The following is an 18,219-nucleotide window of genomic DNA, read 5'->3' as shown; positions in this document are numbered from 1 at the left end:
GCGGCTCAGGAACGGGGGCCGACGCGCTCCTCGGTCGTGCGCCCCAGACAGGTGACGTCCGCGGGGTCCAGGCCGGCCGTCTCGATCTCGTGGAAGCCCAGACGGTCGTAGAAGGCGCGGGCGGGCACGTTGGCCGTCGCCATGACCAGGTGGACGGACGGCACTCCGCGCTCGCGCAGCGCCCGCCAGAAGGTGCGCATGAGTTCCCGTCCGTAGCCGCGGCCCTGCCACTCGGGCAGCAGGTCGATGTGAAGATGGGCGGGGTAGGCGGCCAGTTCGGGCACGATCATGCGCTCGGGGTCGTGCAGCAGGGTGGCCATGAGCTCGTCCGGGGTGCCGGGCGGCCCGTCCGGCGCCGGGTAGCGGTCGGCGACCCGTGGCAGCCACTTCGCACGGAACTCCTCGGCGAAGCGCGGGGTGTCCGCCGTGCCGAGGATGTAGCCCACGGCCCGGCCCTGCCCGTCGTCCAGCACGAAGGCCAGAGTCGGGTCGAGACGGACGTAGGGCGCGGCGAAGATCGCGGGCAGGACGGTGGGGTCGGTGTAGAAGGGCCGGCTGTCGCGGCCGTTGTGGGCGGTGCTGATGCAGATGTCGTCGAGGGCCGGTGCGTCGGCGGGACGGTAGGGGCGTACGGCGGCAGTCGAAGTCACCACGGCATCCTGCCCGCTTGGGAGCGCTCCCACAACACGTTTTGCGTCGGCCGGCGGTGGGCGGGTACCCGGCGCGCGAGCGGTACGGAACGTGAGCGGAGGGCTGCATGGAGGAGTCGGAGGACCGGGTCGCGCACCCCTGGGGCGGCAGGTCGCCCTACGGACGGCACGAGACCTGGCCCGCCCGGGTGGACACGTTCCTCGCGCAGGGCGTGGACCCGGACGCGGTGGAGCGGTGGGTGCAGTCCGCGTCGGTCCTGCACTCCGACGGCGACGCGATGGACGTCGCGGTGGCCGACGGCCGGATGGTGGGCGTGCGCGGGCGGGACACGGACCGGGTCAACCGGGGCAGGCTGGGCCCGAAGGACCTGTTCGGATGGCAGGCGAACGCCTCTCCCGACCGGCTGACCCGTCCGCTCGTCCGGCGGGGCGGGCGGCTGGTGGAGACGGACTGGGACACCGCGCTGGACCTGGTGGCGGCCCGTTCGCGCGAGCTGCTCGAGCAGCGCGGCCCCGGCTCGATCGGCTTCTACACCAGCGGACAGCTGTTCCTGGAGGAGTACTACACGCTCGCGGTCCTCGCCCGGGCCGGCATCGGCACCGCGCACCTGGACGGCAACACCCGCCTGTGCACGTCGACGGCCGCGGAGGCGTTGAAGGAGACGTTCGGCTGCGACGGGCAGCCCGGCAGCTACGACGACTTCGACCACGCCGACGTGATCGCCCTGTTCGGCCACAACATCGCCGAGACCCAGCCCGTGCAGTGGATGCGGCTGCTGGACCGGCTGGAGGGTGCCGATCCGCCGCGCCTGCTGTGCGTGGACCCACGGCCGACCCGGGTCGCCGCGCATGCCGCCGTGCACCTCGCGCCCCGTGTCGGCACCAATGTCGCGCTGCTCAACGCCCTGCTGCACGAGACGATCCGGCACGACAGGATCGACCGCGACTTCATCGCCGCGCACACCGTCGGCTTCGAGGAACTGGCCGGCCGGGTCGCCCACTGCACCCCCGAGTGGGCCGCCGGCATCTGCGACGTCCCCGCCGCCCGCATCGAGGAGGCCGCCGAACTCGTGGGCACCACCGACGCGTTGGTGTCCACCGTCCTCCAGGGCGTCTACCAGTCCCACCAGGCCACGGCCGCGGCGGTGCAGGTCAACAACCTGCACCTGATCCGCGGCATGCTGGGTCGCCCGGGCGCCGGCCTGCTCCAGATGAACGGCCAGCCCACCGCCCAGAACACCCGCGAGTGCGGTGCCGACGGCGACCTGCCGGGCTTTCGCAACTGGCAGAACGACGACCACGTCGCCGACCTGGCCAGGGTGTGGAACGTGGAGCCGGAGACCATCCCGCACTACGCGCCGCCGACCCACGCGATGCAGATGTTCCGGTACGCCGAGCAGGGCTCGATCCGCATGCTGTGGATCAGCGGCACCAATCCCGCCGTCTCCCTGCCCGAACTCCCGCGGATCCGCTCGGTCCTGTCCCAGGACCGGCTGTTCACGGTGGTGCAGGACCTGTTCCTGACGGAGACCGCCCAACTGGCCGACGTGGTCCTGCCGGCCGCCACCTGGGGCGAGAAGACCGGCGCGCTGACCAACGCCGACCGCACCGTGCACCTGTCGGTCAAGGCCGTCGAGCCGCCCGGCGAGGCCCGGCCCGACCTGGACATCTTCCTGGAGTACGCGCGGCGCATGGACTTCCGGGACAAGGACGGCGGCCCGCTGATCACCTGGCACGACCCGGAGTCGGCGTTCGAGGCGTGGAAGCGGTGCAGCGCGGGGCGACCCTGCGACTACACCGGCCTGACCTACGACAAGCTGCGCGGCACCAGCGGCATCCAGTGGCCCTGCGACGAGAGCGCGCCGGAGGGCACCGCCCGGCTCTACACCGACGGCATCCCCTGGGCCCACCCGGACGTGTGCGAGAGCTACGGCAAGGACCTGGAGACCGGGGCGTCCGTCGAGGTGGTGGAGTACCGCTCCCTCAACCCGGACGGGAAGGCCGTCCTGAAGGCCGCCGCCTATCAGCCGCCGCACGAGGAACCGGACGAGGAGTACCCGTTCCAGCTCACCACGGGCCGGACGATCTACCACTTCCACACCCGGACGAAGACCGGCCGGGCCCGTCAGCTCGCCGACGCCGCCCCGGACGTGTGGGTGGAGATCTCCACCCACGACGCGGACCGGCTCGGCCTCGGCGAGGGAGACCTGGTCGAGGTCACCGGCAGGCGCGGCTCGCTGCGGGGGCGGCTGCGGGTGACCGGCATCCGGCCGGGGCTGCTCTTCGTGCCGTTCCACTACGGCTACTGGGACACCGAGGGCGGGTCCGGGCCGGGTCCGGACACCCCCGGCCGGGCCGCCAACGAGACGACCGTCACCGACTGGGACCCGGTCTCCAAGCAGCCGCTGTTCAAGACGTCCACCGCCGCCCTCACCCTCGTCGAACGCGGCGACGGCCGCCCGGCACCGGCCCCGACCACCACCGCGTCGGCGCCCGCCGTGGCCGCCGGCGTCCCGGCCACGGCGGGCGGGCCGGCGGCTCACACGACGCGGGTACCGGCCCGGTTCCCGCACGGCCGCGAGGAGGGCGCCCGGTGAACGGCATCACCCTGACCCTGCGCACCCTGCACCGAGGCGAGCGGCGCCTGGCGCACGACCTGACGGCCGTCGCCGAGCGGCACCGCGCCGAGCACGAGGTGCACCACGTCGCGACCGACCTCGCCCGCTGGTCGCACGAGCACGTCCGGCGGCTGGCCGAGACCGCCGGCCACCACGGCCTCGACTTCGGCGACCCGCCGGACGACGCGTCGGGCGGCGTGTTCGCATCCCTGCGCGAGCAGGCGGGCGAGGCCGTGGCGCACCGGCCCGAACCCGGCCTGCTCCTCCTGCGCGACCTGCGCGAACTGCACCTCGGCGCCACGGAGAACTCACTGCACTGGGAGATGCTCGCCCAGGCCGCCCAGGCGTCGAAGGACGGCGGTCTGCTGGACCTGGCCTCCGCCTGCCACCCGCAGACGCTGCGCCAAATGCGCTGGACCAACACCATGATCAAGAATCTGTCGCCGCAGCTCCTCACCAGCCTGTGACCAGCGGGAAGCGCCCACGTCCCGGTGGCGACGGACGCCGGAGCCGCACCCGGCGCCGAATGGCGCCGCCCCGCCGGGGCACCTGATGATCCCGATAGACACCACACCCTTGGCAACCCTGGAGAGAGCGTCATGAGTCTTCTGCGCATGGCCGGCCGGCCGATGCTCGCCTCGATGTTCGTCGCAGGCGGCCTGCACTCCCTGCGCCGGCCCCAGGACGTGGCGCCGGCGGCCGAACCCGTCGTCCGGCCCGTGACCGACCGCGTGGCCGCGCTGCCGGAGAGCACCGAACAACTCGTACGGCTCAACGGCGCCGTACAGGTGGTGGGCGGCATCATGCTCGGACTCGGCAAGTTCCCCCGGCTGTCCGCCCTGGCCATCGCCGCCACCCTGGTGCCCACCACGCTGGCCGGGCACCGCTTCTGGGAGGCCGAGGACCCGGGCGACCGCGCCCAGCAGCGCATCCACTTCCTGAAGAACCTGTCCATGATGGGCGGCCTGCTGATCGCCGCGGACGACACCGGCGGCGCGCCCTCGCTGATGTGGCGGGGCCGGCACGCCGCCAAGGGGCTGCGGCACGACGCCCGCACGGTGCGGCGCTCGGTCCGGGCCACGGCCCGGCCCGCGGCGGCGGCCGGCAGCGTCCGCTCGAAGCTGGGCTGCTGAACGGGCGTTAGCCCGGCGCCCGCGCGGGGACCCGACGCCCGTGGCGGGTTGGTCCCCCGACCGTCACGATCCGACTGGAGGTGGAGCATGGGACACGGTGGAAACGTCATCGACGAGCTGACGACCGATCACCGCGAGGTCGAGGAGCTCTTCGGGAAGATCGAGGCGCTACCGCCCGGTCACAAGGACCGCAAGACGTACGCCGATCAGGTGACGATCGAGCTGGTCCGGCACTCGGTGGCGGAGGAGGCCTACCTCTATCCGGCCGTTCGCGAGCACGTGCCGGACGGCGGCGCCCTCGCCGACAAGGAGCTCGAGGACCACGCCGAGGCCGAGCAGATCATGAAGGACCTGGAGGGCTGCGAGGCGGACGACGCCGAGTTCGACCGGTTGATCGGCAAGCTGATGAGCGAGATCCGGTCCCATGTCGCCGACGAGGAGGACAACCTCTTCCCCCGGCTCCGCGCGGCATGTCCGGCCGACGCCCTGGACGAGTTGGGCGACAAGGTCCGCCAGGCGAAGAAGACGGCACCGACGCGGCCGCACCCCGCCGCCCCGGACAAGCCTCCGATGAACAAGCTCCTCGCACCGGGCGCGGGCATGGTCGACCGCGTACGGGACGCGCTGACGGGCCGGGGCAAGAGCGACTGACGAGCGCGAAGGACCGAGCAACGGAGGAGGGGGACCCGCCGGCGGCGGGTCCCCCTCCTCCGTTGCTCGGTTCAGGCGCGCTCCCTCGCCATCGTCGTCGGCACCGGTTCGGGCCGGTCCCGGAGGGCGGTGACGGTCCGCTCCAGGCCCTCCTGCCAGGTCACGCCCGGCAGCCAGCCGAAGATCTCCCGGGCGAAGCCGGTGACCGGGCGGGGCGGAACGGGCCGGTCGGCCGGTGCCTCGACGAAGGCGAGCGGCGATGCGGAACCGGTCAGGTCGATCACGCGCCGGGCGATCTCCAGAGCCGTCGGCTCCTCGTCGCCGCCGAGGTCCACGGGCCGTACCGAGCGGCCGGCCGCCACCAGCAGTACGCCGTCCACCATGTCGTCGACGTAGCACAGGGGGTGCGTGAGGCTGCCGTCACCGGGCACGGTGACCGGTTGCCCGGCCAGCGCCTGCTCGATGAAGGCGGCCGGCGTTCCGCCGTCGTCGGTCCGCATGCCCGGCCCGTAGCCGGTGAACAGCCGCACGATCCCGGCGTTCGAGCCGTGGGCGGCCGCGTGCGCGGCGACCAGGGCCTCGGCGAACCGGACGGCCTCGGCCCCGCGCTGTGCGGGCCGACCGGGTCGGTGTCGTGGCCCGCCGGGTACGGCGGCGAGGAGGCGAGCAGGAACCGGGCGCCGTCCCGTGCCGCGACGCCCAGGGCGGCCCGGGTGCCGAGGCTGCCGGCGTCGAGCAGGTCGACGGGCCGCTCCGGCCAGGCGGCGGGGCACGCGGGGCCTGCCAGATGCAGGACGAGGTCGTACGGGCCGGTGAGGACCCGGGCGCAGCCGGGCTCGGAGATGTCCCGCTCCAGGAAGCGGAACCCGGGGCGGCCGGCCAGATGGGCCACCTTCTCGGCCCGCCCCGTGGAGAGGTTGTCCAGGCAGTCGACTTCGACATCCGAATCGAGCAGACGGGTGCAGAGATGGGAGCCCAGGAAGCCGGCACCGCCGGTCACCAGGGCCCTGCCCCACGGTGCGCGCGCCCTGTCGGACGGGGTGAACGCCGCCATCGGCATCATGAGGAAACCGTCCTTCCTCCGGGCTGCACCGGCGGAACGCGTGACGAGCCTGCCCCGGGTGCCCCACCGAGTCGCTTTCATGCTCTGACGTCTGCCGTGCCCCGCCCGTACACGTCGTCGGGCCGGACCACGGGCCGCGCGGCACGGCACCGCTGTGGCGGCCCTCACGACCCCGCGGCGGCCGTCCGGCACGGGACGGACCCTGTGATCAACCACACTCACTCGGCCAACTGTCCCGCCCCCGCGGCGTCTTGGCGCCCGCAGGACCGGCGCCGAACGGTCGGCCGGCACGGACTCGGCCACCCCTTCTGCCACGATGGTCGGCGCCGTCTCCCGGCTCATCGGAGTGGCCGCGCAGCGCAGCCGGCGTCCTCACTCCCGTCTTCCTGTCCCTTCCGGGTCTCACGACTCGCCTTCGAGTGGCGCTCTGTGTCTTCCTCCTCACCCCCCGCTCCGCCGGCCCCTGCGCCGCTGCCCGCACCGGCTCCGTCCGGCTCCTCGTCCCGCTCGCCGTGGCGTTCCCTGCGGTACCGCAGCATGCGCTGGTGGTCCGTCGCGAACTTCGTGTCGAACGCCGGCACGTGGATGCAGCTCACGGTGCAGAACCTGCTGGTCCTGCAGATCACCGGCTCCGCCGCGGCGACGGGCCTGTCCATGTCCGTGCAGGCCGCGCCCGCGCTGCTGATCAGCGTGTTCGGCGGCGCGGCCGTGGACCGCTGGCCGCGGAAACTGACGGCCGCGGTCAGTCAGGCACTGCTCGGCGCGGTGGCCTTCACGACGGCCCTCCTGGTGGCGCTGGACCGCCTCGACATCACCTCGCTGATGGTGCTGGCCGCCGTCACCGGCGTCATCGCCACCGTCGACGGCCCGGCGTGCTCCCTGCTGGGCAACGACCTGGTACCGCCCGAGGACGTCCCGTCCGCGATCGGGGTGGGCGCGCTGGTGCACCAGTCGGGCCGGCTCACGGGCGCCGCGCTCGCCGGTGTGACGGTCGGCTTCCTCGGTACGGCCGCCGCCTACGCCGCGAACGGGCTGTCGTTCCTGTTCGTGGCGTCGGTCATCCCCTTCCTCCGCCCCGCCCGCGGGGCCGCCCGGACGGCCGGGCCGGCGGTGCGCACCGCACCCGGCCGGCGTGACGCGCGCGGCGGCATGAGCGTGCGGGAGGGCCTGGCCTTCTTCGCGCGTCGTCCCCGGCTGCTCGCGCTGGCCGGCGTGACCGGTGTCAGCGCCGTCTTCGGGCGCAACTACCAGCTCACGCTGGCCGTGCTCGTCACCGGGCCGCTCGCGGGCGGTGCGGGCTCGTTCGGCACGGTCTCCACCGTCCTGGCGGTCGGCGGCATCGTCGGCGCGGTCCTGGGCGCCCGGCTGCGCCGGCCCTCGGTGCGGGTCGTGGGCGCGCTGGCGGCGGCGGGCGGTCTGCTGCAGGTGGTGGCCGGGCTGTCGCCGTCCCTGGCCGTCCTGCTGGTGATGGTGCTGCCGATGGCGGTGGTGGAGTCCGTCTCCGACACCGCGGGCACGGCGGTCCTGCAGACCGACCCGCCCCCGCACCTGCGGGGCCGGGTGCTCGGCGTGTGGGGCAGCATCGGCACGGTGTGGAGCCTCGGCGGGCCGCCGGCGCTCGGCCTGCTGATGGAGCTCGCCGGGGCGCGGGGCGCGCTGATGGCGGGCGGCCTGATCATCGCCGCGACGATCGGGGCGGGGTACGTGCTGGAGTCCCGCAGGCCCGCGCGGGCGGTGCCGGTGACGGCCGGCGCCGCCGTGCCGCCGGCGCCGGCGGCGTTGGGAACAGCGGCCTGACCTGCGGGCGCGGGGGGGGCGTCGCCCAGTTCCGCGAGGTCCCCCGCCGCCCCCGAACGGGCCGCCGCCGCCGGTCAGGCGACCAGGGCCTGGTCCGGGCCGAGGCGGTCGATGAGCTGGTCCAGGTGCAGTTCCGCGACGGACGCGAGCAGGTCGGGGTGGCGCAGCAGCGCCGCCGCCCGCCGGTCGCTCTCGTCGGGCTCGAGCAGGCGGCGGAACTCGACCGGCGTCCCCGCGGCGGGACCGGCCTCGGCGAGCGCCGCCACGGCCAGGGCCGCCAGCTCCGGGTCGGTCAGCAGACACGCCGCCCAGCTCGTCACGACCTCGTCCACCCAGGTCCGCCACGCGTACTCGTCCAGGTCGGCGGCCGGCGTGCCGTCCACGCCGGTGATCCAGTCGAGGCGGCCGGAGCCGCCCGGGCCCGACACGGCCATCAGTGCGGCGTCGATCGGGGTGGGATAGCGCAACCGGGCCGCGACGGTCACGGCCTGCCGCGCCTGCGCCTCGCACAGGGCGGAGGCCAGCGCGCCGCCGGACGCCGGATAGGCGCCCGTGAGCCACTGGGTGGTCGCCGCGATCACGGGGGAGAGATCTGCATGCACTGCCGGACCGTCCGAACTGCTCGTCGTGGGGACAGGGGCGCCGGCCCGTGAGGACACGAGGTCCCGGGCCGGGAAGGGAGCCCGCGCACACCGTAGCCCGCGGCGCGCCGCGCGGGACATGGCCCGGGTCTCGTCCACCACGTGGCCTCGGACACATCCGGCCCCCGGCCCCCCGGCCGGATGAGACCGGCCCGCGCCGAGCGGTGTCATCCTTGGACCCTGCCGATCACCGGGTGCCCGCCCGGCCTCTGGTGTGGAGGAGAACCCCCTGAGTACCGCCCTCGTCCCCGAGGCCCTCTCGGTCGCCCTGCTGCTCGCCGTGCTGGCCTTCGCCGTGCTGCGCCCCCGGGGGCTGCCGGAGGCCGCGGCCGCCGTACCCGCCGCCGCGCTGGCCGTGGTGCTGGGTATCGTCACGCCGCACGAGGCCTGGGAGCAGACCCGCACGCTGCTGCCGGTCGTCGGCTTCCTGGCCCTGGTCCTGATGCTGGCCTACCTGTGCGCGAAGGAGGGCCTGTTCGAGGCCGTCGGCGCCGCGGTGGCCCGCCGGTGCGGTGACAGTCCGCGGCGGCTGCTGACGGGCGTGTTCGCGGTGGCCGCCGCGGTCACGGCCGTGCTCAGCCTGGACGCCACCGTCGTCCTGCTCACCCCCGTGGTGCTCGCCACCGCGGCCCGGTCCGGCGCCCGGGCACGCCCGCACGTGTACGCCACCGCGCACCTGGCGAACTCGGCGTCTCTGCTGCTGCCGGTCTCGAACCTGACGAATCTGCTGGCGTTCACGGCCAGCGGGCTGAGCTTCACCCGGTTCGCCGCGCTGATGTCACTGCCCTGGCTGGCCGCGATCGCCGTCGAGTACGTCGTGTTCCGCCGCTTCTTCCGCGCCGACCTGTCCGCGCCCGCGTCCGCGCCCGCCGTCGATCCCGGAGCCGGGGCAGGGGCCGACGGGCTGCGGGTGCCGGAGCCCGCGGTCCCGCGCTTCACCCTCGTCGTCCTGGCCCTGACCCTGGCCGGGTTCGCCCTGGCCTCGCCGGCCGGGCTGGAGCCCGCGTGGGCGGCGCTCGCCGGGGTCCTGGTGCTCGGTGGGCGGGCGCTGTCCCGGCGCCACGTCACGCCCCGGGAGCTGGTGGGGGCGGCCGCCCCGTTGTTCTGCCTGTTCGTGCTGGCCCTCGGCATCGTGGTGCAGGGCGTGGTGGCGGGCGGCCTCGCCACCGGGCTCCGGCACCTGCTGCCCGAGGGCCACTCGCTGCCGGCGCTGCTGGGCGTGGCCACGGTCGCCGCGGTGCTGGCCAACCTCATCAACAACCTGCCGGCCGTCCTGGCCCTGCTCCCCCTGACCGCGCCCGCGGGGCCGGGCCCCGTCCTGGCCGTGCTGCTCGGCGTGAACCTGGGCCCGAACCTGACCTACGTCGGCTCGCTCGCCACCCTGCTGTGGCGACGGGTCCTGCACCGGCACGGCATCGAGGCGGACCTCGGCAGATTCACCCGGCTGGGGCTGCTCACCGTCCCCACCACGCTGGCCGTGTCGACCGTGGCGCTGTGGGGGATGCTGCGCCTGATCGGCCCGTGACACCCCGCTGGCCCCGCACCCACCGGACAGCACCGGCCCCCGCCGGCCCGCCCGCACACCCACCGGACCGCGACACACCCACCGCACCGCCCACGGACCCGCGAGACCCGCACCCACTCACCGCGCCGCTACGACCGCAGACCACCCACGCACCCACCGGGCGACACCCGCGCTCACCGGACCGCACCCTCACCGGACCGCCCCCGCGTCAACGGGACCCGCGCTCACCACGCTCCGCCGGTGAGGGTGGGGCGCCGTACGGCCTCGGCGGCGTCCCGCAGGTGCAGGGCCACGGTGATCAGGGCACGCAGGGCGGAGGGGCGCAGGCTCTGGGCGCTCTCGGCGGCCAGCACCAGCAGACAGCTGGCGGCCTGCTCGACCACCGGGACGGAGAACGCGAAGTCGTCGCCGTCGGCACCGCGGAACGCGCGCCAGGGGGTCGCGGCGCCGTCGATGGCCTTCTGGACCGCGTGTTCGAGATGCTGTGCGGCCTGTTCGCACACGGGAGCCGGCAGGACGATGGTGCGATGGAATGCTGAACTGGTCATAGTCCCACTGCTCCCCCGCTCCCGGGGTGTTCCCTCGGCGCCGTGCGCGTTTTTCACCGGGTCGGCGGTGCCCGGCCGTAGTCTGACCGCCATGTCTCGCGCACTCTCGCCGTCGGCCGTCGCCGCCCGGTTCACCGGCCGGCCGGTCACCGGTGAGCGCCGGCTGTCCGGGACGCTCGCCGAGGCGGACCTGGACGACGGACGCACGGTGGTGGTCAAGCGCGGGGAGGGCGCCGGGGCGGCACGGGCCGAGGCGGCGGGGCTGCGCTGGCTGGCCGACGCGGGCGGCGTCCGGATTCCCGCGGTGCACGGCGACGACGCGTACTGGCTGGTCACCGACCGGGTCGTGGAGGGACCGCCGAGCGAGGAGGCGGCGGCCGGGTTCGGCCGGGAGCTGGCGGTCCTGCACGCCGCCGGGGCGCCCGCCTTCGGGTCCCCGCCGCCCGGCGGGCCCGTGGAGGCGTACATCGGGCTCGCCCCGATGCGCAACGTCACGGGGGACGCCTGGCCGCGGTGGTACGCCGAGCACCGGGTGCTGCCGTATCTGCGCCGTGCGGTCGACGCGGGCACCGTGCGGGCCGCCGAGGCGGCCGACGTGGAGCGGGTGTGCGAGCGGCTGCCCGAGCTGGCCGGGCCGGCCGAGCCGCCCTCGCGTCTGCACGGCGACCTGTGGAACGGCAACGTGCTGTGGGGCGCCGACGGGCACGTCCGGCTGATCGATCCGGCCGCGCACGGCGGGCACCGCGAGACCGATCTGGCCATGCTGCGCCTGTTCGGCTGCCCGCACCTGGAGCGCGTCCTGGACGGCTACCGGCAGGCGGCGCCGCTCGCCGACGGCTGGACGGGCCGCGTCCGCGTGCACCAGCTCTTCCCGCTGCTGGTGCACGCCGTGCTGTTCGGGCGCGGCTACGCCGAGCAGGCCGTGGCCGCGGCACGGGCCGCCCTGGCCGGGTGAGAGGCGAGGCGGCCCGTGCGGTGACGGTCGTCGGCGTCAGCGGGTCACGACGTGCCGTTCGTCGGGCACGCAGTGGGTCATCGTGAGGCCCTCCACGTTCCGCGGCGGGTTCTTGCCGAGGTTGCCCAGGCGCTCGCGGTCCTCGTCGGTGAGGTCCTGGCTCGCCAGCGGCTCCAGGTGCCGGACGTCCTGCGGGCTGATGCCGATGCCCTCGCCGACCCGCAGGCCGAGGTCGTTCTCGACCAGCAGGAAGTGCCACACCATGCGTTCCTGCACCGGCCGGTCGCACTGGGAGAGCAGGTTGACGAAGTTCGCCACCAGGTCGTCGCGTTCCCAGTCCTCCAGCAGCAGGTAGCGCTGCCCGGCCTGGAGGTAGTCGTTGGTGCGCGGGATGCGCTTGCGGGTGAGGCGGCCGCTGATCTCCGGGCCCTGGTCGTCGTGGGTCGGGTACTGCGCCTCGCGGAGACCGCCCATGATCGACGGCTCGTAGTTGACGAGGGGGTTCTCCCCGCCGCCGTCCTGGTCGTACGCCATCTGGCCGTCGCGCTGGTTGGTGTGCACCCGCGCGTTCTTGGGCTGGTTGACGGGCAGCTGGAGGTAGTTGGGGCCTACCCGGTAGCGCTGGGTGTCGCTGTACGAGAAGGTGCGGCCGACCAGCATCTTGTCGTCGGAGAAGTCCAGCCCGTCGACGAGGACACCGGTGCCGAAGGAGATCTGCTCGTTCTCCGCGAAGTAGTTCTCCGGCATCCGGTCGAGCACCATCCGGCCGACCGGCCTGGGCGGGAAGTCCTGCTCGGGCCAGGTCTTGGTGTCGTCGAGCGGGTCGAAGTCGAGCTCCGGGTGGTCGTGGTCGTCCATCATCTGGACGAGCAGCTCCCACTCGGGGTGGTCGCCGCGGGTCACGGCGTCGTAGAGGTCCTTGGTCGCGTGGCCGAGGCTGTGCGCCTGGACGTTGGCGGCGTCCTCCTCGGTCATGCTGCGCACGCCCTGCTTGGGCATCCAGTGGTACTTGACGAGCTTGGTGTCACCCGCCGCGTTGACCCACTTGTAGGTGTTGACGCCGAAACCCTGCTGGTGGCGGTAGTCCGCCGGGATGCCACGCGGGCTGAACAGGTTGACCAGCATGTGCATGCTCTCCGGCGTCTGCGACATGAAGTCGAAGATGCGCCGCGGCTGCTGTTCGAACGTCACCGGGTCCGGCTTGAGGGCGTGGATGACGTCGGGGAACTTGATCGCGTCCCGGATGAAGAAGACGCCCAGGTTGTTGCCGACGAGGTCCCAGTTGCCGTCCTCGGTGTAGAACTTCACGGCGAAGCCGCGCGGGTCGCGGGCCGTCTCCGCGGAGTCGCGGCCGCCGATGACGGTGGAGAAGCGGACGGCCACGTCGGTGCGCTTGCCCCGCTCCTGGAACAGCTTGGCCCGGGTGAAGCGGTCGATGGGCTCGTCGCCCCAGGCGCCGTACGCCTCGAAGTACCCGTACGCGGTCACGCCCCGGGCGTGCACGACGCGTTCGGGGATGCGCTCCCGGTCGAAGTGGCTGATCTTCTCGAGGAACTGGTAGTTCTCCAGCGTGGCGGGGCCGCGGGCACCGACCGTGCGCTGGTTCTGGTTGTCGTAGACGGGGTGTCCCTGTCGGTTGGTGAGCACCTTCCGGTCGTCGCCCGGGCCGGGTCCCTGGCTCGATACGTCCGTCATGTTCGTGGGCTCCTTCGACTCGTGGCCGACGTCGGGCGCGGCCCTGAGCTGCGAGGCGGCCGTCGGCCGCGCACATGGGCGGCCCGAGTGCCCGGGCCGCCGGTGTCCGTCACACCCCAGTTTGCGCAGCTTCGGTGACGGTGTCGTGCGGGCCGGTGCGACAGGGCGAGCCCCGGACCCCCTCAGCCGTCCCGCGGCACGCCGGAGGCCCGGTCACCGAGCCGTGGCGGTGTCCGGGCCCCGGACGGCGGGGTGCGTGGTCAGTTGCCGTTCAGGCGGGTGCGCAGCAGCCCCTTGCCGAGTTCGGCTCCCTTGCGGCTGTCCGCCTGTGCCTTGCGGAACAGCTCCGCGGCCTCGGTGTCCTTGGTGCGCTCGGCGTCCTGGATGTACGTCTCCAGGCGCAGCGCGTTGCTCAGGCACGACTCGACGTACCAGATGAGGTTGTAGTCCTTGTCCTGCGTGCCGGTCACGCCGCCGGTCTCCGTACCGCTGGTCATGCGGGCCTCCCATGCGTGGTGGTCGTCCGGGGTCCGGGGCCGGGTACCCGGGCCGCGCCGGGGCACACGGCGCCGCCGCGCTGGTCCCACGCAGTCAATGATGTCCCATTGGGTCACATGTCCCACTGGGACATTAACGGGTGTACGCTCGGAGGCATGACGGCGACGAAGCCCCCCACCGCCCCCGAGGACCGAAGGCAGCGCAAGGCGCGGCGGACCCGCGACGCGCTGGCCACCGCCGCCTGCGACCTGCTCCTGGAACAGGGACCGGCGGGGACCACGGTGGAGGCCATCGCCGAGCGGGCGGACGTCACGCGCCGCACGTTCAGCCGGCACTTCGCGGGCAAGGAGGACGCCGCACTGGACTTCGTCCGCCGCGACGGCGACCGCATCAACGCACTGCTGCGCCTGCGTCCGGCCGGCGAACCGCCCCTGCTCGCCTACCGCAGGGCGGTGCGCGACTGGCTGGCCGACCGGGAGGACCCGGCCTGGCACGTGCGTCCGCGGATGCGCCGGCTGCTGTCCCTGGTGGACAGCGAGCCCGACCTGTTCGCCGCCTACCAGCGCATCCGCGTCGACGCCCAGGAGGAGTCGATCCGGATCGTCGCCGGCCGGCTCGGCACGGACGACGCCCGGGACGTGCGCCCGGCCGCGATCGTCGACGCCGCCGCCGGAGTCCTCGTCGCCGCCCTGCGCCTGTGGGCGCGCGGCACCGGGGAGGACCCGGGAGCCGCAGACCTCGCCGCCCTCGTGGAGCGGGCCTACGACGCCCTGACCTCGGAGGCCGCAGCCGCGGTCCCCGACAGCACCACCGAAGAGTGAGAGCACCATGAGCACCACTGGCACCACCCCCGCCGCCCCCGAGTTCGCCGGCCGCACCGCCCTCGTCACCGGCGCCGCGTCCGGCATCGGCCTGGCCACCGCCCGCCGCCTGGGCGCCGACGGGGCGAACGTCGTCATCGCCGACTACAACGCGGAGGGCGCCGAGAAGGCCGCCGCCGAGCTGACGGCGGAGGGCATCCGCGCCGCCGCCGTCGAACTGGACGTCACGCGCCCGGAGTCCGTCGAGGCCGCCGTCCGCTTCACCGTCGACACCTTCGGCGGCCTGGACCTCGCCGTGAACAACGCCGGCATCGGCGGCCCGAGCGCCCCGACCGGCGAGTACGACATCGAGGCGTACCAGCGCGTCGTGCGCACCAACCTGGACGGCGTCTTCTACTCGATGCGCTACGAACTGCCCGCCATCCAGGCCGCCGGCAAGGGCGGCGCCATCGTCAACGTCGCCTCCATCCTCGGCTCCGTCGCCTTCGCCGGCTCCCCCGCCTACGTCGCCGCCAAGCACGGCGTGGTCGGGCTGACCAAGGCCGCCGCCGCCGAGTACGCGGCCAAGGGCATCCGCGTCAACGCGGTCGGCCCCGGCTTCATCGACACCCCGCTGCTCAAGACCATGGACGAGGCCGCCTACAACGGCCTGGTCGCCCTGCACCCGGCCGGCCGCCTCGGGCGCTCCGAGGAGGTCGCCGAGCTGATCGCCTTCCTGCTGTCGGACCGGGCGTCCTTCGTCGCCGGCAGCTACCACCTGGTGGACGGCGCCTACACCGCGGTCTGATCCCGCGTCGCACACAGGGACATCACGGGGGACGCAACGACGGGGGACGGAACAAAGGAGTTCGGCCATGAAGGCACTGCAGTACCGCACCATCGGGGCCCCGCCCGAGGTGGTCACCGTTCCCGACCCCGAGCCCGGCCCCGGCCAGGTGCTGTTGAAGGTCACCGCCGCCGGGGTGTGCCACTCCGACATCGCGGTGATGAGCTGGCCCGCCGAGGGCTTCCCGTACCAGCTCCCCCTCACCCTCGGCCACGAGGGCGTCGGCACGGTCGCCGCGCTGGGCGCCGGGGTGACGGGCCTCGCGGAGGGCGACGCCGTCGCCGTGTACGGCCCCTGGGGCTGCGGCACCTGCGCCAAGTGCGCGGAGGGCAAGGAGAACTACTGCCTGCGTGCCGACGCGCTCGGCATCCACCCGCCCGGCCTCGGCCGTCCCGGCTCGATGGCCGAGTACCTGCTCGTCGACGACCCGCGGCACCTGGTCCCGCTGGACGGCCTCGACCCGGTCGCGGCGGTGCCGCTGACGGACGCCGGCCTGACGCCGTACCACGCGATCAAGCGGTCGCTGCCCAAGCTGGTCCCCGGCTCGACGGCGGTGGTCATCGGCACCGGCGGCCTCGGCCACGTCGCCATCCAGCTGCTGCGCGCGCTGACGTCCGCCCGGGTCGTCGCCCTCGACGTCAGCGAGGACAAGCTGCGCCTCGCCCGTGAGGTGGGCGCGCACGAGGCGGTGCTGTCCGACGCGAAGGCGGCGGACACGGTGCGCGAGATCACCGGCGGTCTCGGGGCCGAGGCCGTGTTCGACTTCGTCGGGGTGGCGCCGACCGTCGCGACCGCCGGCGCCGTCGCGGCCGTCGAGGCCGACGTCACGCTGGTCGGCATCGGCGGCGGGTCGCTTCCCGTCGGCTTCGGCCTGCTGCCCTTCGAGGTGTCGGTCAGCGCCCCCTACTGGGGCAGCCGCGGCGAGCTGATCGAGGTGCTGGACCTGGCCCGTTCGGGTGCCGTGTCGGTGCACACCGAGACGTACTCCCTGGACGACGCCCCGCTCGCCTACGAGCGGCTCCACGCGGGCCAAGTCGACGGCCGCGCGGTGATCCTCCCGAACGGCTGACCGGGTCCGACCGTCCGCGGGGTCCCGCGGCCGCCGCCGGACCCTGCGCGAACGGCGGCAGGGGGCGCGACCGGTCCCCCGTTCCGGTCGTGCCCCCGCGGCCCGTCGCAATCTATGTGGACGGCCGGCCGGTTGTGAATCGTCCCGGTGCCCACTGCCGGGCCGTCCGGACTCACCCGTGCACAGGTGAGTCCGGATGGCCCGGTTTCGTCCCGAGCAGGCTCGGCTGGTCGAGGTCTCCGAGGGCCAGGTGGGCCAGTACCACCTCGTACAGGTCGCTGCCGGCGGCGAGCAGCTGGCGCTCCAGGACGGGTTCCGCGCTGCGGACGTGCTCCCGCACGGTCTGGGCGTGGACGCCGAGCCGCCGGGCGGCCCGCTCGGCGTTGCCGCCGACGGCGATCCAGGTGCGCAGGGTGCGGCGCACGTTCCGCGCGTCCGGCTCCAGCCGGCCGAGCAGGTCACCGGCCCAGCCGCGCACCGCCGGGCCGGCCAGCAGGTCGGTGAGGCGGGCACGGCCGGGTCCGGCCGTGCTCTCGCCGGAGCCCGCCCCGAGGGCGGCCTGGGCGCTCAGGGCGAGGTGGACGGCGGCGCGGACGGTCAGGTCGGCGAAGTCGGTGCGCAGCAGGCCCTCGACGCGGTCCATGCGGGCGCGGACCGTGTTGCGGCTGACGCCGAGGACCTTGGCCGTGTTGACCGCGGTGAACTCCAGGCCGAGCCGGGTGGTGGCGAGCAGTTCGGCACGGGTGTGGTGCGGCAGGCCGTCGAGCGGGCGCAGCACGCGGGCCGTCCAGTCCCCCAGGGCGGCCGGATCCATCAGGCGCTCGGGGCGGGTCCGCTCGGCGTACACGGCCGCCTTCCCGGGACGGAACCTGGCCACGGCCAGGGCGCTCACGGCCTGCCCGTACGCGACGGCGGTGCGGGCGAGGCTCTGCCGGGCGCTGCCGCCGAGGAAGACGCCGGGGCTGCGGCCGACGAGCGACCGCAGGTCCTCGCCGGTCGTGTCACGGGGCGTCAGGACGATGACGTGCCCGTCCATGGCCGGGCAGCGCACCACCAGGGCCCGTTCCCCGGTCGCCGACAGGCACTCCTCGGCGAGGCGGTCGCGGTCCTCGGGGACGCTCTCCATGACGTAGACGCACGCCGTGTCGGTGTCGAGGAGCCCGGGCCAGAGCCCGGCGGCCACGCGGCGCGCGGAGACGGTGTCCTCGACCATGAGCAGTTGCAGGATGGCCAGGCGCAGGTCGGAGGTCGCCCGCCGCAGCCGCTGTCCCGCGGCGGCGGATGCGTGTTCCGCCAGCAGGAGTCGGACCACCTGGGCGGTGTGGACGACGATGTCGGCGGCCCGCCGGTCGAACGGGGCGTCGCGGGCCACCGCGAGCACGGCGGCCCGGTCCGGACGGGTCCGCTCCACCCGGACCAGGCGCAGGTGGCGGCCCCGGTCCTCGACGGCGGCGGAGGCGATCCGGCCGGCGGTGATGTCGGCGACCAGGTTCTCGTCCAGCGTCGTACGGGTCCCGGCGAGGAGTCCGCCGGTGCCGTCCTGCAGCGTCACGGCCCCGCCGACGGCACCGGCGAGCCAGGTCACGACCCTGCCCACGTCGCGTCCGGCCGGCCGCAGGTGGTCGAGCAGTTCCTCCGCCCACCCCGCGTGCCCGCCGGTCCTCGCGTTCCGCTGCCGTGTCCCGTCCTCGCGGCCCGCCACGTCGGCCTTCTCCTCGTCCTCGCCTCA

16 protein-coding genes and 1 pseudogene are annotated in these 18,219 nt (G+C 74.3%); 10 read left to right on the top strand and 7 right to left on the bottom strand.

The genetic code is table 11. From position 1 onward, the window contains the following. Positions 1-5: 5 nt before the first annotated feature. Positions 6-650 (bottom strand): GNAT family N-acetyltransferase, encoded by a 645-nt coding sequence (locus ACGF3H_RS16290; RefSeq protein WP_362500527.1) that lies wholly within the window; start codon positions 648-650, stop codon positions 6-8. Between the two features lie 107 nt (positions 651-757). Between ACGF3H_RS16290 and ACGF3H_RS16285 the strand changes: the two genes are divergently transcribed. From ACGF3H_RS16285 to ACGF3H_RS16270, 4 genes are all read left to right on the top strand, one after another. Beyond that, positions 758-3,247 (top strand): molybdopterin-dependent oxidoreductase, encoded by a 2,490-nt coding sequence (locus tag ACGF3H_RS16285; RefSeq protein ID WP_362500526.1) that lies wholly within the window; start codon positions 758-760, stop codon positions 3,245-3,247. Then, a complete protein-coding gene (locus ACGF3H_RS16280) occupies positions 3,244-3,735 on the top strand; it encodes a hypothetical protein (protein WP_362500525.1) in 492 nt (163 codons plus the stop codon). The genes ACGF3H_RS16285 and ACGF3H_RS16280 overlap by 4 nt, the downstream gene beginning before the upstream one ends. 132 nt (positions 3,736-3,867) lie before the next feature. After that, positions 3,868-4,401 (top strand): DoxX family protein, encoded by a 534-nt coding sequence (locus ACGF3H_RS16275; protein ID WP_362500524.1) that lies wholly within the window; start codon positions 3,868-3,870, stop codon positions 4,399-4,401. 87 nt (positions 4,402-4,488) lie between these two features. After that, positions 4,489-5,052: a hemerythrin domain-containing protein gene (locus tag ACGF3H_RS16270; RefSeq protein ID WP_362500523.1), complete on the top strand. Its 564-nt coding sequence runs from the start codon at positions 4,489-4,491 to the stop codon at positions 5,050-5,052. Between the two features lie 71 nt (positions 5,053-5,123). Here the strand turns inward: ACGF3H_RS16270 and ACGF3H_RS16265 are convergent. Further along, positions 5,124-6,115: pseudogene (locus tag ACGF3H_RS16265) on the bottom strand (NAD-dependent epimerase/dehydratase family protein). Positions 6,116-6,652: 537 nt separating this feature from the next. Here ACGF3H_RS16265 and ACGF3H_RS16260 point away from each other — a divergent pair. After that, on the top strand, positions 6,653-7,912 hold the full coding sequence (locus tag ACGF3H_RS16260) for an MFS transporter (RefSeq protein WP_393816496.1): 1,260 nt from the start codon (positions 6,653-6,655) through the stop codon (positions 7,910-7,912). Between the two features lie 74 nt (positions 7,913-7,986). Here ACGF3H_RS16260 and ACGF3H_RS16255 read toward each other — a convergent pair whose 3' ends face one another. Continuing rightward, positions 7,987-8,514, bottom strand: a complete 528-nt coding sequence (locus ACGF3H_RS16255) for a hypothetical protein (protein ID WP_362500521.1) — start codon at positions 8,512-8,514, stop codon at positions 7,987-7,989. A gap of 253 nt (positions 8,515-8,767) precedes the next feature. Between ACGF3H_RS16255 and ACGF3H_RS16250 the strand changes: the two genes are divergently transcribed. After that, entirely contained in the window at positions 8,768-10,078 is a 1,311-nt protein-coding gene (locus ACGF3H_RS16250) for an arsenic transporter (RefSeq protein WP_362500520.1), read from the top strand. Between the two features lie 224 nt (positions 10,079-10,302). Here the strand turns inward: ACGF3H_RS16250 and ACGF3H_RS16245 are convergent, their stop codons facing one another. Continuing rightward, on the bottom strand, positions 10,303-10,626 hold the full coding sequence (locus ACGF3H_RS16245) for a hypothetical protein (protein WP_362500519.1): 324 nt from the start codon (positions 10,624-10,626) through the stop codon (positions 10,303-10,305). Positions 10,627-10,717: 91 nt separating this feature from the next. On the opposite strand from ACGF3H_RS16245, the gene ACGF3H_RS16240 reads away from it, so the two are divergent. Next, positions 10,718-11,581, top strand: a complete 864-nt coding sequence (locus tag ACGF3H_RS16240; RefSeq protein ID WP_362500518.1) for a fructosamine kinase family protein — start codon at positions 10,718-10,720, stop codon at positions 11,579-11,581. A 36-nt stretch (positions 11,582-11,617) separates the two neighbouring features. Here the strand turns inward: ACGF3H_RS16240 and ACGF3H_RS16235 are convergent, their stop codons facing one another. Both ACGF3H_RS16235 and ACGF3H_RS16230 read right to left on the bottom strand, forming a co-directional pair. Then, positions 11,618-13,276, bottom strand: a complete 1,659-nt coding sequence (locus ACGF3H_RS16235; RefSeq protein ID WP_362500517.1) for a catalase — start codon at positions 13,274-13,276, stop codon at positions 11,618-11,620. 260 nt (positions 13,277-13,536) lie between these two features. Then, positions 13,537-13,773 (bottom strand): hypothetical protein, encoded by a 237-nt coding sequence (locus ACGF3H_RS16230; protein ID WP_362500516.1) that lies wholly within the window; start codon positions 13,771-13,773, stop codon positions 13,537-13,539. A gap of 156 nt (positions 13,774-13,929) precedes the next feature. Between ACGF3H_RS16230 and ACGF3H_RS16225 the strand changes: the two genes are divergently transcribed. From ACGF3H_RS16225 to ACGF3H_RS16215, 3 genes are all read left to right on the top strand, one after another. Continuing rightward, positions 13,930-14,595 carry a TetR family transcriptional regulator gene (locus tag ACGF3H_RS16225; protein ID WP_362500515.1) on the top strand — a complete coding sequence of 222 codons (666 nt, stop codon included), beginning with the start codon at positions 13,930-13,932 and terminating at the stop codon, positions 14,593-14,595. Between the two features lie 7 nt (positions 14,596-14,602). Further along, on the top strand, positions 14,603-15,382 hold the full coding sequence (locus ACGF3H_RS16220) for an SDR family NAD(P)-dependent oxidoreductase (RefSeq protein WP_362500514.1): 780 nt from the start codon (positions 14,603-14,605) through the stop codon (positions 15,380-15,382). 67 nt (positions 15,383-15,449) lie between these two features. After that, entirely contained in the window at positions 15,450-16,490 is a 1,041-nt protein-coding gene (locus ACGF3H_RS16215; RefSeq protein WP_362500513.1) for an NAD(P)-dependent alcohol dehydrogenase, read from the top strand. Positions 16,491-16,662: 172 nt separating this feature from the next. Here the strand turns inward: ACGF3H_RS16215 and ACGF3H_RS16210 are convergent, their stop codons facing one another. After that, a complete protein-coding gene (locus ACGF3H_RS16210) occupies positions 16,663-18,192 on the bottom strand; it encodes a helix-turn-helix domain-containing protein (protein WP_362500512.1) in 1,530 nt (509 codons plus the stop codon). Positions 18,193-18,219 lie beyond the last annotated feature (27 nt).

It is taken from the genome of Streptomyces sp. NPDC048185 (assembly GCF_043202495.1).
Classification (GTDB): domain Bacteria; phylum Actinomycetota; class Actinomycetes; order Streptomycetales; family Streptomycetaceae; genus Streptomyces.
Note: the sequence above shows the minus strand (reverse complement) of the source record. Positions and strands in the feature narration are given on the sequence as shown.

What these genes read in the sequence shown, in the direction of transcription:
- ACGF3H_RS16285 (WP_362500526.1), top strand. Translation starts at nt 758, where the DNA reads ATGGAGGAGTCGGAGGACCGGGTCGCGCACCCCTGGGGCGGCAGGTCG.
- ACGF3H_RS16275 (WP_362500524.1), top strand. Translation starts at nt 3,868, where the DNA reads ATGAGTCTTCTGCGCATGGCCGGCCGGCCGATGCTCGCCTCGATGTTC.
- ACGF3H_RS16270 (WP_362500523.1), top strand. Translation starts at nt 4,489, where the DNA reads ATGGGACACGGTGGAAACGTCATCGACGAGCTGACGACCGATCACCGC.
- ACGF3H_RS16260 (WP_393816496.1), top strand. Translation starts at nt 6,653, where the DNA reads ATGCGCTGGTGGTCCGTCGCGAACTTCGTGTCGAACGCCGGCACGTGG.
- ACGF3H_RS16245 (WP_362500519.1), bottom strand. Translation starts at nt 10,626, where the DNA reads ATGACCAGTTCAGCATTCCATCGCACCATCGTCCTGCCGGCTCCCGTG.
- ACGF3H_RS16240 (WP_362500518.1), top strand. Translation starts at nt 10,718, where the DNA reads ATGTCTCGCGCACTCTCGCCGTCGGCCGTCGCCGCCCGGTTCACCGGC.
- ACGF3H_RS16235 (WP_362500517.1), bottom strand. Translation starts at nt 13,276, where the DNA reads ATGACGGACGTATCGAGCCAGGGACCCGGCCCGGGCGACGACCGGAAG.
- ACGF3H_RS16230 (WP_362500516.1), bottom strand. Translation starts at nt 13,773, where the DNA reads ATGACCAGCGGTACGGAGACCGGCGGCGTGACCGGCACGCAGGACAAG.
- ACGF3H_RS16225 (WP_362500515.1), top strand. Translation starts at nt 13,930, where the DNA reads ATGACGGCGACGAAGCCCCCCACCGCCCCCGAGGACCGAAGGCAGCGC.
- ACGF3H_RS16220 (WP_362500514.1), top strand. Translation starts at nt 14,603, where the DNA reads ATGAGCACCACTGGCACCACCCCCGCCGCCCCCGAGTTCGCCGGCCGC.
- ACGF3H_RS16215 (WP_362500513.1), top strand. Translation starts at nt 15,450, where the DNA reads ATGAAGGCACTGCAGTACCGCACCATCGGGGCCCCGCCCGAGGTGGTC.